Origin of the sequence: Desulfocapsa sulfexigens DSM 10523 (assembly GCF_000341395.1) — a bacterium.
GTDB lineage: Bacteria > Desulfobacterota > Desulfobulbia > Desulfobulbales > Desulfocapsaceae > Desulfocapsa > Desulfocapsa sulfexigens.
On record NC_020304.1, the window covers coordinates 1,208,957 to 1,221,941 of the forward strand.

Annotated in this window: 11 protein-coding genes; 1 reads left to right on the plus strand and 10 read right to left on the minus strand. The window is 47.3% G+C overall.

All coding sequences use genetic code 11. From position 1 onward, the window contains the following. Nucleotides 1-190 precede the first annotated feature (190 nt). From UWK_RS05340 to UWK_RS05365, 6 genes are all read right to left on the minus strand, one after another. Nucleotides 191-3,445 carry an efflux RND transporter permease subunit gene (locus UWK_RS05340; protein ID WP_015403336.1) on the minus strand — a complete coding sequence of 1,085 codons (3,255 nt, stop codon included), beginning with the start codon at nt 3,443-3,445 and terminating at the stop codon, nt 191-193. Beyond that, complete coding sequence (locus UWK_RS05345; protein ID WP_015403337.1) at nt 3,442-4,488, minus strand: efflux RND transporter periplasmic adaptor subunit; 1,047 nt, start codon at nt 4,486-4,488, stop codon at nt 3,442-3,444. Before UWK_RS05345 ends, UWK_RS05340 begins: the two co-directional genes overlap by 4 nt. Further along, nucleotides 4,488-5,840, minus strand: a complete 1,353-nt coding sequence (locus tag UWK_RS05350) for a TolC family protein (RefSeq protein ID WP_015403338.1) — start codon at nt 5,838-5,840, stop codon at nt 4,488-4,490. The genes UWK_RS05345 and UWK_RS05350 overlap by 1 nt, the downstream gene beginning before the upstream one ends. 190 nt (nt 5,841-6,030) lie before the next feature. Beyond that, nucleotides 6,031-6,771, minus strand: a complete 741-nt coding sequence (locus UWK_RS05355; protein WP_015403339.1) for an amino acid ABC transporter ATP-binding protein — start codon at nt 6,769-6,771, stop codon at nt 6,031-6,033. After that, entirely contained in the window at nt 6,758-7,543 is a 786-nt protein-coding gene (locus tag UWK_RS05360) for an amino acid ABC transporter permease (protein ID WP_015403340.1), read from the minus strand. Before UWK_RS05360 ends, UWK_RS05355 begins: the two co-directional genes overlap by 14 nt. Before the next feature lie 131 nt (nt 7,544-7,674). Further along, entirely contained in the window at nt 7,675-8,409 is a 735-nt protein-coding gene (locus UWK_RS05365) for a basic amino acid ABC transporter substrate-binding protein (RefSeq protein WP_015403341.1), read from the minus strand. A 237-nt stretch (nt 8,410-8,646) separates the two neighbouring features. Here UWK_RS05365 and UWK_RS18260 point away from each other — a divergent pair, with 237 nt between their 5' ends. Continuing rightward, nucleotides 8,647-9,264: an OmpA family protein gene (locus tag UWK_RS18260; RefSeq protein WP_015403342.1), complete on the plus strand. Its 618-nt coding sequence runs from the start codon at nt 8,647-8,649 to the stop codon at nt 9,262-9,264. An 84-nt stretch (nt 9,265-9,348) separates the two neighbouring features. On the opposite strand, the gene cmk is transcribed toward UWK_RS18260, so the two are convergent. From cmk to gatC, 4 genes are all read right to left on the minus strand, one after another. Continuing rightward, entirely contained in the window at nt 9,349-10,041 is a 693-nt protein-coding gene (cmk, locus tag UWK_RS05375) for a (d)CMP kinase (protein ID WP_015403343.1), read from the minus strand. Then, the gene (gene hisC / locus UWK_RS05380) at nt 10,031-11,146 is read right to left on the minus strand and encodes a histidinol-phosphate transaminase (protein WP_015403344.1); all 1,116 of its coding nucleotides are present in this window, start codon (nt 11,144-11,146) and stop codon (nt 10,031-10,033) included. The genes cmk and hisC overlap by 11 nt, the downstream gene beginning before the upstream one ends. Before the next feature lie 16 nt (nt 11,147-11,162). After that, complete coding sequence (gatA, locus tag UWK_RS05385; RefSeq protein ID WP_015403345.1) at nt 11,163-12,623, minus strand: Asp-tRNA(Asn)/Glu-tRNA(Gln) amidotransferase subunit GatA; 1,461 nt, start codon at nt 12,621-12,623, stop codon at nt 11,163-11,165. A gap of 77 nt (nt 12,624-12,700) precedes the next feature. Next, nucleotides 12,701-12,985 (minus strand): Asp-tRNA(Asn)/Glu-tRNA(Gln) amidotransferase subunit GatC, encoded by a 285-nt coding sequence (gatC, locus tag UWK_RS05390; RefSeq protein WP_015403346.1) that lies wholly within the window; start codon nt 12,983-12,985, stop codon nt 12,701-12,703.

Genomic DNA, 12,985 nt, shown 5'->3' on the forward strand with positions numbered 1-12,985 from the left:
AAAACTCACACTGCGGGAATACGACCTGTCAAACCTCGTATATGACGCGGTCAGGGCATAAAGTAAAATTTCACAATCCATCCATCATAAGATAATTTATGACTTCATCACGATGCCGCCGCGCTCCAACTTCACGTTCCTGTGATATCTGACTGCAATCAAGTTATTATGCCATCAGAAAATATCTGTTTTAAACCGCTTCAATCTGCTTTTCATGTGAGTGCTTTTTCAGCATGTAATAGAGTACAGGCACCGCCATTCGACTCACCAGCAAGGATGCTATCTCACCAAACATAAGCGAAATGGCCAGACCCTGAAAAATTGGATCGGCAAGGATAACCGAGGCACCAACCATAACAGCAAGAGCGGTCAGTAACATGGGACGAAAACGCACAGCCCCAGCCTCTACAACTGCCTCGGCAAGGGGAAGACCGTGACTGATACGAAGCTCAATAAAATCAACCAGAATAATAGAATTTCGCACTACAATTCCGGCACCAGCCATAAAACCTATCATCGATGTGGCGGTAAAGAACGCCCCAAAGGCCCAGTGAGCTGGTAGAACGCCAATAAGTGAAAAGGGGATGGCAGCCATAACAACAAGGGGCGTATAATAATCCTTAAACCATCCCACCATAAGCATATAGATAAGAACCATCACCACACAGAAAGCAAGCCCGAGATCACGAAACACCTCCAGGGTGATATGCCACTCACCATCCCACTTCATGGATGGCTCGACATTTGTGAACGGTTGATTCAGGTTATAGACTTCAACTCTGTCACCACTGCCACCAAAGTCGGCGGGGTTGAGCTCGGCAAGCCGTTTGTTCATATCAAGGATTGCATAGACCGGACTCTCCACCGTTCCAGCAACATCGCCGGTCACATAAATAACCGGCTTCAAATTCTTACGGTAAATGGGTTGTTCCACCTGCACTTCATCAACTCTCACCAGTTCACGCATAGGAACAAGTGGTGCGGAAGGATCCATAGCGGAACGGAGACCGATATTCAACAAGGCCTCGGTGGAGACTCGCATGGCTCGCGGAAGTTCAAGCACAATACTGATATCCTCCTTGTCGCGGGGCTGATGGAAAATATCAATAGACATCCCCTGCATCCCAATCTGCACTGCACGGGTGATCTCTCCCGCAGAGATCTGATTTAGGGCTGCCTTTTCCTTGTCAACGGTGAGCACCAGACGACTGCGATCAGCCTCCTGATACCAGTCCACATCAACCACTCCTTCCGTGGATTCATAAATATCTTTCACTGCGGCAGCAAGATTTACCCGGTCACTTTCAGTAGGACCATAGATTTCAGACACCAGGGTCTGAAGAACCGGAGGACCGGGAGGAACTTCAGCAACAGCCACGGCAGCACCATACTGCTTTGCAATTTCAGCAATTGCCGGGCGCACCCGTACCGCTATATCGTGGCTCTTCAAGTTTCGTTCATTTTTAGGCAGAAGATTAACCTGAATATCAGCAACCGTTGGCCCCTGACGCATAAAATAATGTCTGACAAGGCCATTAAAATTATAGGGAGAAGCCACTCCTGCATACACCTGATAGTTAACCACGGCAGGATCGTGCTTGACCACTTCCGCCATCTCAAGTGCAACCCTGCTTGTCTGCTCAAGGGTTGAGCCCTCCGGCATATCAAGGATCACCTGAAATTCACTTTTGTTATCAAAAGGCAGCATCTTCACCTTCACCATTCCGAGATACACCATAGAACAGGCGCCAAGGAGCATGGCTGTAATGATAACAAAAAATACCAACCGAGAAAAACCGCTCGCCAGCAGTGGATCCATCATTCTGTGATAGAACCTGGTGAAGAAGTCATCTGGAGCATGATCCTCATCAATACCATTTTCCTCAGTTGCACACTCAAGAGAACTGCATTTTTTCCGCAATATACGTATGGAAGCCCAGGGAGTAACAGTGAATGCAATGATTACCGAGAAAAGCATGGCAGCGGATGCACCAATTGGAATGGGACGCATATAAGGCCCCATAAGCCCACCAACAAAGGCCATCGGAAGAATTGCTGCAATAACCGCAAGAGTCGCGAGAATGGTGGGATTTCCAACTTCTATCACCGCTTCCACGGCAATGGTTGTCATTGATTTATCCTTACTGCCAGGTAATCGTATGTGACGCACAATATTTTCCACCACCACGATGGCATCATCCACCAGAATACCTATGGAGAAAATCAGAGCAAAAAGAGTAATGCGATTGAGTGTATAGCCATAGAGATAGAACACCATCAAGGTGAGGGCCAGAGTTGAAGGGATGGCCAACATGACCACCGTGGACTCTCGCCAGCCAAGAAAAAAGAGGATGAGAACGGCCACACCAAAGACAGCAATTCCCATATGAAGGAGAAGCTCATTGGATTTTTCAGCAGCCGTTTCACCGTAATTCCTGGTCACAGCAACTGAGATATCAGCTGGAATTAATGTGCCCTTAAGGCTATCCACCTTCTCAAGGACTTCATCCACCACACTCACGGCATTCGACCCGGGTCGTTTGGCAATGGAGAGGGTGACAGCTGCCTCCTCGGTATGACCATCAGCCGTTCCAAAAAGAACGTAATTATCAGGCTCTTCCGGCCCGTCAAGGATGGTAGCAACCTCATCAAGATACACAGGGCTGCCGCCATATACTCCAACAACAATCCGGCCAATCTCCTGACTGTCCTTTAAAAACACCCCTGTCTGCAGGAGTATCTCCTGATTCATCACAGCCACCTTACCACTGTGACTCTGACGATTGGCCTGCTGCAGAGCGGGGATCAGTTGTGATACCGTGAGATTGCGGGAGGCTAGAAGCAGTGGGTCAAACTGAACACGAACCTCTCTTCTAGTGCCGCCAATCAAGGTTGTCTCCGCTACGTTATGGATGCTTTTTACAGCATCATCCACTTCCGCAGCAAGACGACGCAGGGCAAAATGATCATAGGTTTGGGAGTGGAAGGTGAGCGCCAGTATGGGAACATCATCAATAATATGTGGCTTCACAATCGGCGTGGAAACACCATGGGGAATGCGATCAAAGTTGGTAGCCAGTTTCTGATTCAGACGAACAATGGAGCTCTCCAGATTTTCACCTACATAAAAACGCACCACCAACAGACTCTGGCCAGCCATAGAGGTGGAGTAAATGTACTCCACACCAGGGAGTTCGTAGAGAAGCTTTTCCATGGGAATAGAAACACGCTGTTCCACTTCCTTGGGGGTGGCCCCCTCCATGGAAACCATGACATCAATCATGGGTACCTTGATCTGCGGTTCCTCTTCACGTGGCAACAGCACCAAAGCCATAAGTCCAAGCAGCATGGAAGCTAGAATGCCAACAGCCGTCAGTTTGGAATCAACAAAGGCGGCTGCCATTTTTCCGGCAAAACCCGGATGTTCGAATTCCTGGCTTTTCATTTGTTCGTAATATCCAAAGGTTGCCCATCCTGCAACTTATCGTTATTTCCAACAACAACCAGATCACCTGGTTCAAGTCCGGATATAATTTCAACCGCACCATCATAGACAGCACCGGTTCTTACCAATCGCATACGGGCAATTTTTTCTTTTTTATCAACCACAAAAACAACTTCCATCTGTCCCCTTTGCAAAACAGCAGATTCAGTGATCATTACAGTTGTTTCCCCGCTTCCCTCAAGACCGATGCGGGCAAACTGCCCCACCCGAAGATCAGGACCGGATGGTATATTAATTTTCACCGGAGCTGTACGAGACATGGGGTCGGCAGCTGGGGCAACTTCAGCCACCTCACCAATCAGGATAAGATTGGCGGCCGGAATATCAACGGAGAGGCTGTCCCCCACGGAAACCTTAAGCAGAAGCGCCTCAGGAACCTGTGCTAGAACTTGCAAATCTTCACCATTTTCTATTTGCAGCAACAGTTTTCCCGGAGCTGCCAGGTCTCCGATGTTTGCTATCTTGTTGGTGATGGTTCCAGAAAAAGGAGCTGTAATTGTAGTATAATCCAACATGGTCCGAGCCTCTTTATAAGCAGCCTCTGCAATACGGGTAACATCCGTCAGAGTCTTCACCGTTTCCTCGGTGGACGCTCCCTGTTTCTGGAGATTTTTCTCTCGTGCAAGATTACGACGGGCCTGAGATAGTTGTGCCTCCGCCTGCAGGAGCTTGGCTGAAATTTCACCAGCACTGATTTTAACCAGAATATCTCCCTGCTCTACCCTGGAACCGAGAACAACGGGTAGTTCAATGATCTGCCCGGAAATTCGTGATGAAATTGAGGCTCTCTCAACAGCCTCCAGAGTCCCCACAACTTCGATACGGGATCGAACAAGCTCCTCCCTAACCAGATCCACTTCCACAGCCAGAGTTGCCAGGGGGATAGCCTCTGATTTTGGGTGTTCTTCCTGCCCCTTACACCCGGGAAAAACGAAAATACCACAGAGGAGCAGTGCTCCAAACACCGTATTATTCCAGCTCATCACCTGCTCTCTCCTTCCATTGTCATTTCTTCAAACTGCGGTAAACCCATTGCCCTTCGTAGGTCCGCACTTGCCACTTTGATGTTTCCACGAGCCATGCTCTGCCTGACAAGTGCATCGGTGAGTCGCATCTCGACATCTATAAGATCAGAAGAGAGAATTACTCCCTCCTTGAATCTACTTCTACTGAGACGTGCACTTTCCTCGGCCTGTTCAACCATTTTTCGCGTTACTTCCAGGCGCTGCACAGCTTGACGATAATTGAGATCCGCCTGTTTTATTTCAAGATCCATACTAAGTTCAAGTTTTGTACGTTGCAGGCGAATACTTGAAAGCGCAGCCATGGCTTTTGCCACATCTGCAGAGGTGCGATTACCCTCAAAAAGACGGTAGTTAAGCTTTACCCCTGCCATCCAGGAATCGCCACTTCCATCGATGACATACCCCTTATCGTACTGGTAGGATGCAAAACCATCCACAGTGGGAAGATTCCCACCACGAGCAGCCTCCAGACTTGCTATGGCGGCCTCCTCTGCATACTCAAGAATCCGGAGTTCTGGACGCAGCCTGTAGGAGCGTTCCTTCGGGATTGATTGATTATCCCCCTGGGTTGGATCAATGTTCACGGCACCATCTTTGAGACCCAGCAAGTTGAGAAATACCTTCTGAGAAAGCTCCAGACCATGTCTTGCAAGAATAAGATCTTCACTGGCACTGGACTCCTGCACTTCGAGATTGAGCAAATCAGCCTTTAAAAGGTCACCCGCGGCATAACGTGCCCGGGCAACGGCCACAGAGGCACGGATAGCTGCAAGAGATGCATTCCTTGCCGCAAGCGTCTCCTCCGCCTGAGCTATGGATTGGAAACTCCGGACCACTTCAAAGGCAAGGCGGGAATGGACTTTTTCGAGCTCTGCACGGGACTGGGCAACTCCAGCCTCAGCCACCTCAACACCAGCCTGATCACGACCGCCGTTATACAAACGATACTCAAGACCGGCTCTCAGATTCAGATCATCGGTACGTCCAGGATCATTGAAGTCAATGGAAGGGCTGAATGTGCCCTGATTGAGAATATTACCAAAAGAATACATGGGGTTGTTAGTCTGCCCGTACTGACCCGATATATCCGCACTTGGGTAATAGGCAACCCTTGCCTGATCGACCACAGCATTGGCCATATTTATCCGCTCCAGTGCGACACGGCTGTCCGGACTGTTGGCAAGCGAAAACGCAACACTGTTTCTGGCAGTCCAGAGGTCAGGGACAACGGGAGTATCTCCTGAAGCTACCGAAATAACAGGACCCGCAAGGAATAAAAACAACAAGATAGCACTTCCCGGTTTGTTCATAAAAAAGACTCTCTTATTATAGAAGGATTGAAATCTCTTCAGGTGCAAAAAGAACGCATCTATTTAACGAAAAACTTAAAGTCTACCCCATGTCACGCCGTAACACAAGAAAGAAAGCGAGAACCTTTCTCCAGTAAAACTACATTTTAGCGGATACGCGATGAAATTTGAAGAGAAAAGAAAGGTGAACTTAAAGGATCTGTTCCAGGAATTTTTTTGTCCGATCATTTTCGGGAGCATCAAAAAAGTGATCCGGAGCGGCAATTTCAATAATTCTGCCCTCATCCATAAAGACCACCTTATCTGCGACCTCACGGGCAAACCCCATTTCATGAGTAACCACCACCATGGTCATGCCCTCACGAGCAAGGGTTACCATAACCTCCAACACCTCACCAATCATTTCAGGGTCCAGTGCCGATGTCGGTTCGTCAAAGAGCATAATTTTAGGGTTCATGGCCAGCGCCCGGGCGATAGCGACACGCTGCTGCTGACCACCTGAGAGCTGAACTGGATAACTGGCAGCTTTATCAACAAGACCAACCTTATCGAGAAGCTCCATTGCCCTTTTTTCCGCCTGTGGTTTAGGTTCCTTTTTGAGTTTTATAGGGGCAAGAGTCAGATTATCAAGAACAGTTTTATGACGGAAAAGATTAAAACTCTGGAAAACCATACCAACCTCTTCCCGAATACGATTGATATCATTTTGAGGATCACAAAGATCCCGACCATCAACGACGATGGAACCAGAACTAATCTCCTCCAGCTGATTGATGGTTCGCAGGAGAGTGGATTTGCCGGAACCGGATGGACCCAGAACCACGACTTTTTGCCCGGTTTCAACTGTAAGGGATACATCAGCAAGAGCCTGAAATGTACCAAAAAACTTATTAACGTTCCGGATCGAAATAATGGGATTAGCGGCGTTCATAATGGCTCAATCGGTTTTCCATATTACTGAGAAGTTTAGAAAGCACCAGGGTAATAAGAAGATAGACCAGGGCAATCATTGTATAGGTCTCGAAGTATAAAAAGGACTCGGAGGCGAACTCACGGCCACGGCGCAGGATATCAGAAACGGCGAGAATGGATACGAGAGAGGTATCCTTTAAAAGGGCGATAAACTCGTTACCGACAGGCGGGAGAATTGTTCGCCACGCCTGGGGCAAAATGACATAGCGCATGGTTTGTGAGCGGTTAAAACCCAAAGAGAGGGAGGCTTCTGTCTGTCCATCATCAATAGAATTAATACCTGCCCTGAACACCTCCCCCATGTATGCACCATAACAAAATCCCATGGCAATAATCGCCGCCACCAGGTCCGGAACCCGGACCAGATGACCAAGGGCAAAGTAAATATAGAAGAGCTGAACAAGGAGTGGAATGCCACGCACTACTTCAATATAAGTGGAAGCTGCGAGATTAAAAAACCTGTTTTTTGATATGCGGCCAAGTCCTGCAATAAGCCCGAGAACAAGGGCAAGTGCGATTGAGGCACAGGTTACCTTGAAGGTTATCACAATACCATCCGGCAGGTATTTCAGGATAGCAAGATAAGGATCTGGTTTGGTTATCACAAGGAAGGCCATAATGGCCAAAGTCCCGAAAAACGATATCCGCCAGGCCGTAAACAGGCCAATGTCTTCGGGGTCAGGAATAGCAGCTCCATCACCAACATCAATAACTACTTTTTTTTCTCTCATCGCACTTTCTATTCAACGGATACTCTTAAAATGAAAAATCCGAGCTATTCTTCATAAGAAGAACAGCTCGGATAAAAAAAACAAATCAGATGGTTTCAGAGAGCACAAGAGCCACCTGAAACAATTCTAAATTATTGACCTATCCATTTTTGCTGTAATTCCTGGACATAGGGAGTTTTAGCAACATCCTCAATCCCCTTACTTACAAGATCAAGAACCTCTTTATTTCCTTTTTTCACGGCAATTCCGTAAAACTCAACCTCTCCGGTCTCGATTGTAGAAGCAATTTTCAAACTTCCCTTGTACTTGTCCATTGCGTAATTTGCAGCAACAGGATCATCACAGACAACGGCAGATATACGACCCACATTCAGATCTTCCATGGCAAGGCCAACCTCATCGTATGATTTTGCCTCAACACCATCGGCTGCCTTAATGGCAAAATACCCGGTGGTACCAATCTGGGCACCAACTTTTTGTCCTTTGAGATCCTCAAAGCTTTTTGCGTTAGAGTCTGCTGGAACAATCAGAGCCTGGCGCACCTTAAAGTAGGGAGTGGAAAAATCCATGGTCTCTTGACGTTTCTCGGTGATGGAAACAGAAGAACAGATCGCGTCATACTTTCCAGTGGCAAGGCCCGCAAAAATCCCATCCCATGCAACATTTTTAAATACTGGAGTAAACCCAGCCGCCTTTGCTGCTGCTGTCATATAGTCTATAGAGTATCCGACAATCTGTTTGTCACTATCCATGAATTCCATCGGAGGCCAGGTTGCATCAACTGCAAAAATAATGGTTTTCTGTGCCATTGCCGTGCTGGCTACACACAAAAACAAAGCCAGAGTCAGTATTATTTTTTTTGCCATTTTCTTCTCCCTGTAAAATTAAATAACATGTGGCAGAAATCCTCCGCCTAATTCGGACTTAGACTGAAATAAAAATCGATACCACGATCATTCTCCAGTGGCAAGACAATTATCTGTAAGTTGTGGCAGAGGTGGAAATTTCTTGACCTCTTTTCTTTTACGACTAGAATGTAAGCCAGTAGAGACACAACTATTTTCTCCATCCAAAATCTTTATTTTTTCGAAATGAGGCATTTTATGAATCCAATGGCTAAATCAGCTTTTATCACCACCGCCCTTTTCTGTTCGATTGTGATGCTGAGCTCGTGCAGTAAAAAAAGCGTTATCCCACCAGAAGGATCGCCGGCTGATGGAACTGCGATGTCCGGCGGAACCAATATTGACTATCCTGCTGCTGACCAATATGCAGAAACTGGCCTGGCCGGGGAAGAACCAATAAACTCAACAGGAAGCGGAGGACTATCTTTCAACGATGGCTCTGACCAGCAATCAGAAGAATACCGCAGAACCTATGGTCGTTCTTCAACAGTATTCAGCCCTATCTATTTTGATTTTGATCAGGCTGGAATTAACACAAAAATGGCCCCCATTCTCAACGCTAACGCAAATTACATGAAGGACAACCCCGGTATTATTATCGTTATTGAAGGAAATTCTGACGAACGAGGAACCAATGAATACAACCTGGCACTTGCTGAGCGCCGCGCCATTAACGCTAAAGAATATATGGTAAACCTTGGTGTTAATCCAGCTCGTATCCGTACAGTAAGCTATGGTGAAGAGCGTCAGCTTTTCCTAGGCCAAAACGAACAGGACTGGGCTCAAAACAGACGTGCTGATTTTATTGTAGAATAAGTACGCAGCGGTACTGAAAACAAAAAAAAGGGATTGGAAAATAAACTTTCCAATCCCTTTTTTTTATTGTAGTATCGCGCCCCCCTAAACTGAATGACGAGAGATCTCCCTAAGCATGGCTTCCACCACCCCGTCAATAGTCAAAACACCCGTGTCAATGGTGTGCGCGTCCTCCGCCTTGCACAGGGGAGCAATTGTTCGGTTCTGATCGTCGTGGTCACGTTTCACAATCATCGCTAGCAGTTTTTCCTCATCCACCTGTTTTCCCTGGAGACGAAGCTGGTCTGCCCGTCTCTGCATTCGTATTTCAGGCGCAGCATCAAGATAAAACTTCCAGGCAGCATTTGGAAAGACGACTGTTCCGATGTCCCGCCCCTCGGCAACGATCCTCCCCTTTTTACCTATTTCCTGCTGCATAACCGTAAGTTTTTGACGAACAGCTGGTATAGCAGAAACGGCGGAGGCAACCATGGCCATTTCAGGACTTCGAATTTCCTGACTTACATCATCTCCATCCAGCAACACCCCCACATCTTCACTCCCCTGATTGGCAGGCAACAGTTGCAAAGAAACATTCATCAGACTCTCACGAACAGCACCCTCATCTCCCAGATCGATGTTATCGTTTTTCAGCTTTAACCCAACAGCCCTATACATGGCGCCAGTATCAAGATAGGTAAAAGAGAGACTGGAGGCAATCCTGCGACTGATGGTGGACTTCCCCACCCCGGAGGGACCATCAATGGTGACAACTTCCTGTTTGTGACTAGGAAACATAACCAAGCTCTTGGAGGCAATTTTTTAAACTATGAAAAAAACGGTAATTCTCCTCGGTCGTACCCACGGTCACCCGAATCACATTGGTATACCCATAGGCCTTCATGGAACGAATGATTACACCCGTCCGGAGCATAGCTTCATAGAGAGCTGTAGCATCCCCCTTGACATCGATGAGAAAAAAATTTGTCTGGGAAGGATAGCTGGTGCAGCCAAGTGTCTCCACTTTTTTCTGCAGCCACTCCATTCCTGCCCTGGTTCCATCAAGTGTTTTCTGATAAAATTCCGTATCATTCAACGCAGCAATGGCTGCCACCTGAGCGAGTTGGTTTACGTTAAATGGCTGTCGTACCCGGTGCAGATATCCCGCAATCTCAGCACTCATAAGGCCGTAGCCCACACGAATGCCAGCAAGTCCATATGCTTTAGAAAACGTCCGCAGAGCGACCACACCACAACGTTCTTTTGAGTTATGGATAAGTGAATACATATCCACCTGCAACTCAGGATCCATAAAATCTCTATAGGCCTCGTCAAGAACCACGATAACCGTTTCCGGTACTTTACTGAGAAAGGCGTACAACGCACCAGGATTTATTGCTGTTGCGGTGGGGTTGTTAGGGTTATCGAGAAATATGAGACGGGTTTTATCGGTGACAGCCTCAAGCATTGCGTCAAGATCGTGGTGCATTCCTTTCAAGGGAAAAACAATATTCACCCCTCCCCGAACCTGTACTACTTTCTGATACATGAGAAAGGATGGATGGCTGGTTATCACCTCATCTCCGGGTTCAACATAGGCCTTTACCAGGAATTCTATTATATCGTCTGAACCATTCCCAACAACCACCTCATTTGGCGCAAACCCAACCTTCTCGGCTATAGCCTGTACTAAATAATAATTGGAACCATCGGGATAGCGGTGCAGATTTGTCAGAGCTTCACCGATAGCCTCAATAGCCTTCGGTGACGATCCCCAGGCATTTTCATTAGAGGCCAGTTTTATGGGATTCTTCACCCCGTACTCCCGCTCCAACTCCTCGATAGGCTTACCTGGGGGATAGGGAACAATAGATCTGATATTTTCCGGAACTCTTGCTTTCACCGTAACAGCCTCCCAATCAACCTATTTCTGGGCATTTATTGCCCAAATGCGTGGCACGTTCCACATTGTATGCTGCTCGAAACAAAGTATCCTCTCGGAAATGAGGTCCCTGCAGTTGAATACCAATGGGAAGACCATCACTACTGAAACCACCCGGAACCGATATCCCTGGAATACCCGCAAGGTTTGCAGATATTGTTAAGATATCGGAGAGATACATGGCAAGAGGGTCGTTGGCATGGGCTCCGCGTTTCCATGCTGGAGTAGGTGTTACCGGGGAAATAAGCAGATCGCAGGATTTGTATGCCTTTTGAAAATCACTGAGGATAAGAGTTCGAACCTGGGATGCTTTTTTGTAATAAGCATCATAGTAGCCTGAAGAGAGTGCATACGTTCCAATCAAAATACGACGCTTCACCTCATCTCCAAAACCACTGGAACGCGTTTCCCTGTACATATCAGAGAGTGAATCCGCATCCTGATCACGATACCCGTAAACCACACCGTCATAACGAGCCAGATTGGAACTGGCCTCGGCAGAGGATATCAGATAATAGACCGCAACACAGTATTCGGTGTGGGGCAGTGAAACATCTACTATCTCTGCACCACAACTTTTCAGCGCCTGAATACCACCTTCAACCACCTTTGCAACCTCAGGATCCAGCCCATCACCAAAATATTCCCTTGGAATACCGACCCTTACGCCCTTCATCCCCTCGGTAAGAGAGGCTGTGAAATCCGGAAGATCCTGTTTGACAGAGGTTGAATCCCGCCTATCGTAGCCCGCGATTGCGTTCATTACCATCGCTGAGTCCCTTACATCACGGGTCAAAGGACCGATCTGATCAAGGGATGAAGCAAAGGCCACCAGGCCATAACGGGAAACACGACCATAGGTTGGCTTCATCCCAACAACACCGCACAGGGAAGCAGGCTGCCTGATGGAACCACCTGTATCGGAACCAAGCGACCCAAGACACTCCATGGCAGCAACAGAAGAGGCTGACCCCCCAGAGGATCCCCCGGCAACATAGCCGTTTTTCCAGGGGTTTTCTGGAACAGTAAAGGCACAATTCTCAGAAGTTGATCCCATGGCAAACTCATCCATGGCCACTTTTCCCACAATAACAGCGCCCTGATTTTTCAGTTTTTCTACCACAGTGGCATCGTAGGGAGGGATAAAGTTCTCAAGTATTTTTGAGCCACAGGTTGTGGTCATCCCTTGAGTACAAAGAAGATCCTTCAAAGAAAAAGGAATACCACAGAGAGGAGCAGATTTTCCTGTGGCCAGTTCTTTATCAGCAGCATCAGCCTGTTTCAAAGCCTCCTCTTCTGTCACTCGAATAAAAGAATGGATACTGCCATCAACATCTTTTATTCTTTCCAGACAACTGGTAGTCAGTTCCCTAGATGACAGTTTACCGTCATCAAGCGCCGTTCGTGCCTGACCAATGGTTAACTCATACGGATTCATTACTCAAACACCTCAAAAGAAAAAAGAACCATAAATGGTTCAAAAAAAAAAGACAGGTTTCCTACTGTTCACCAGTGTCAGATAATTTTTGGTACAATAAAGGCGTCCTCATTTACATGGGGGCCATTGGAGAGCGCCTCATCCACTGAGAGGGATTTCTGTACTTCATCCTCCCGAAAGGCATTGGAAATGGAAAAAGCATGAGTAGTGGGGGGCACACCTGCAGTATCCAGTTCATCAAGCTTGGCAACATATAACAGAATTGTATCGAGCTGTCCGGTCATTCTGGCCAGTTCTTCTTCACTCATGTTTAACTTGGCCAATTTCGCAACATGTTCTACTTCTTCGCGTGTGATTTTCAT

What these genes read in the sequence shown, in the direction of transcription:
- UWK_RS05340 (WP_015403336.1), bottom strand. Translation starts at nt 3,445, where the DNA reads ATGAAAAGCCAGGAATTCGAACATCCGGGTTTTGCCGGAAAAATGGCA.
- UWK_RS05345 (WP_015403337.1), bottom strand. Translation starts at nt 4,488, where the DNA reads ATGAGCTGGAATAATACGGTGTTTGGAGCACTGCTCCTCTGTGGTATT.
- UWK_RS05350 (WP_015403338.1), bottom strand. Translation starts at nt 5,840, where the DNA reads ATGAACAAACCGGGAAGTGCTATCTTGTTGTTTTTATTCCTTGCGGGT.
- UWK_RS05355 (WP_015403339.1), bottom strand. Translation starts at nt 6,771, where the DNA reads ATGAACGCCGCTAATCCCATTATTTCGATCCGGAACGTTAATAAGTTT.
- UWK_RS05360 (WP_015403340.1), bottom strand. Translation starts at nt 7,543, where the DNA reads ATGAGAGAAAAAAAAGTAGTTATTGATGTTGGTGATGGAGCTGCTATT.
- UWK_RS05365 (WP_015403341.1), bottom strand. Translation starts at nt 8,409, where the DNA reads ATGGCAAAAAAAATAATACTGACTCTGGCTTTGTTTTTGTGTGTAGCC.
- UWK_RS18260 (WP_015403342.1), top strand. Translation starts at nt 8,647, where the DNA reads ATGAATCCAATGGCTAAATCAGCTTTTATCACCACCGCCCTTTTCTGT.
- cmk (WP_015403343.1), bottom strand. Translation starts at nt 10,041, where the DNA reads ATGTTTCCTAGTCACAAACAGGAAGTTGTCACCATTGATGGTCCCTCC.
- gatA (WP_015403345.1), bottom strand. Translation starts at nt 12,623, where the DNA reads ATGAATCCGTATGAGTTAACCATTGGTCAGGCACGAACGGCGCTTGAT.
- gatC (WP_015403346.1), bottom strand. Translation starts at nt 12,985, where the DNA reads ATGAAAATCACACGCGAAGAAGTAGAACATGTTGCGAAATTGGCCAAG.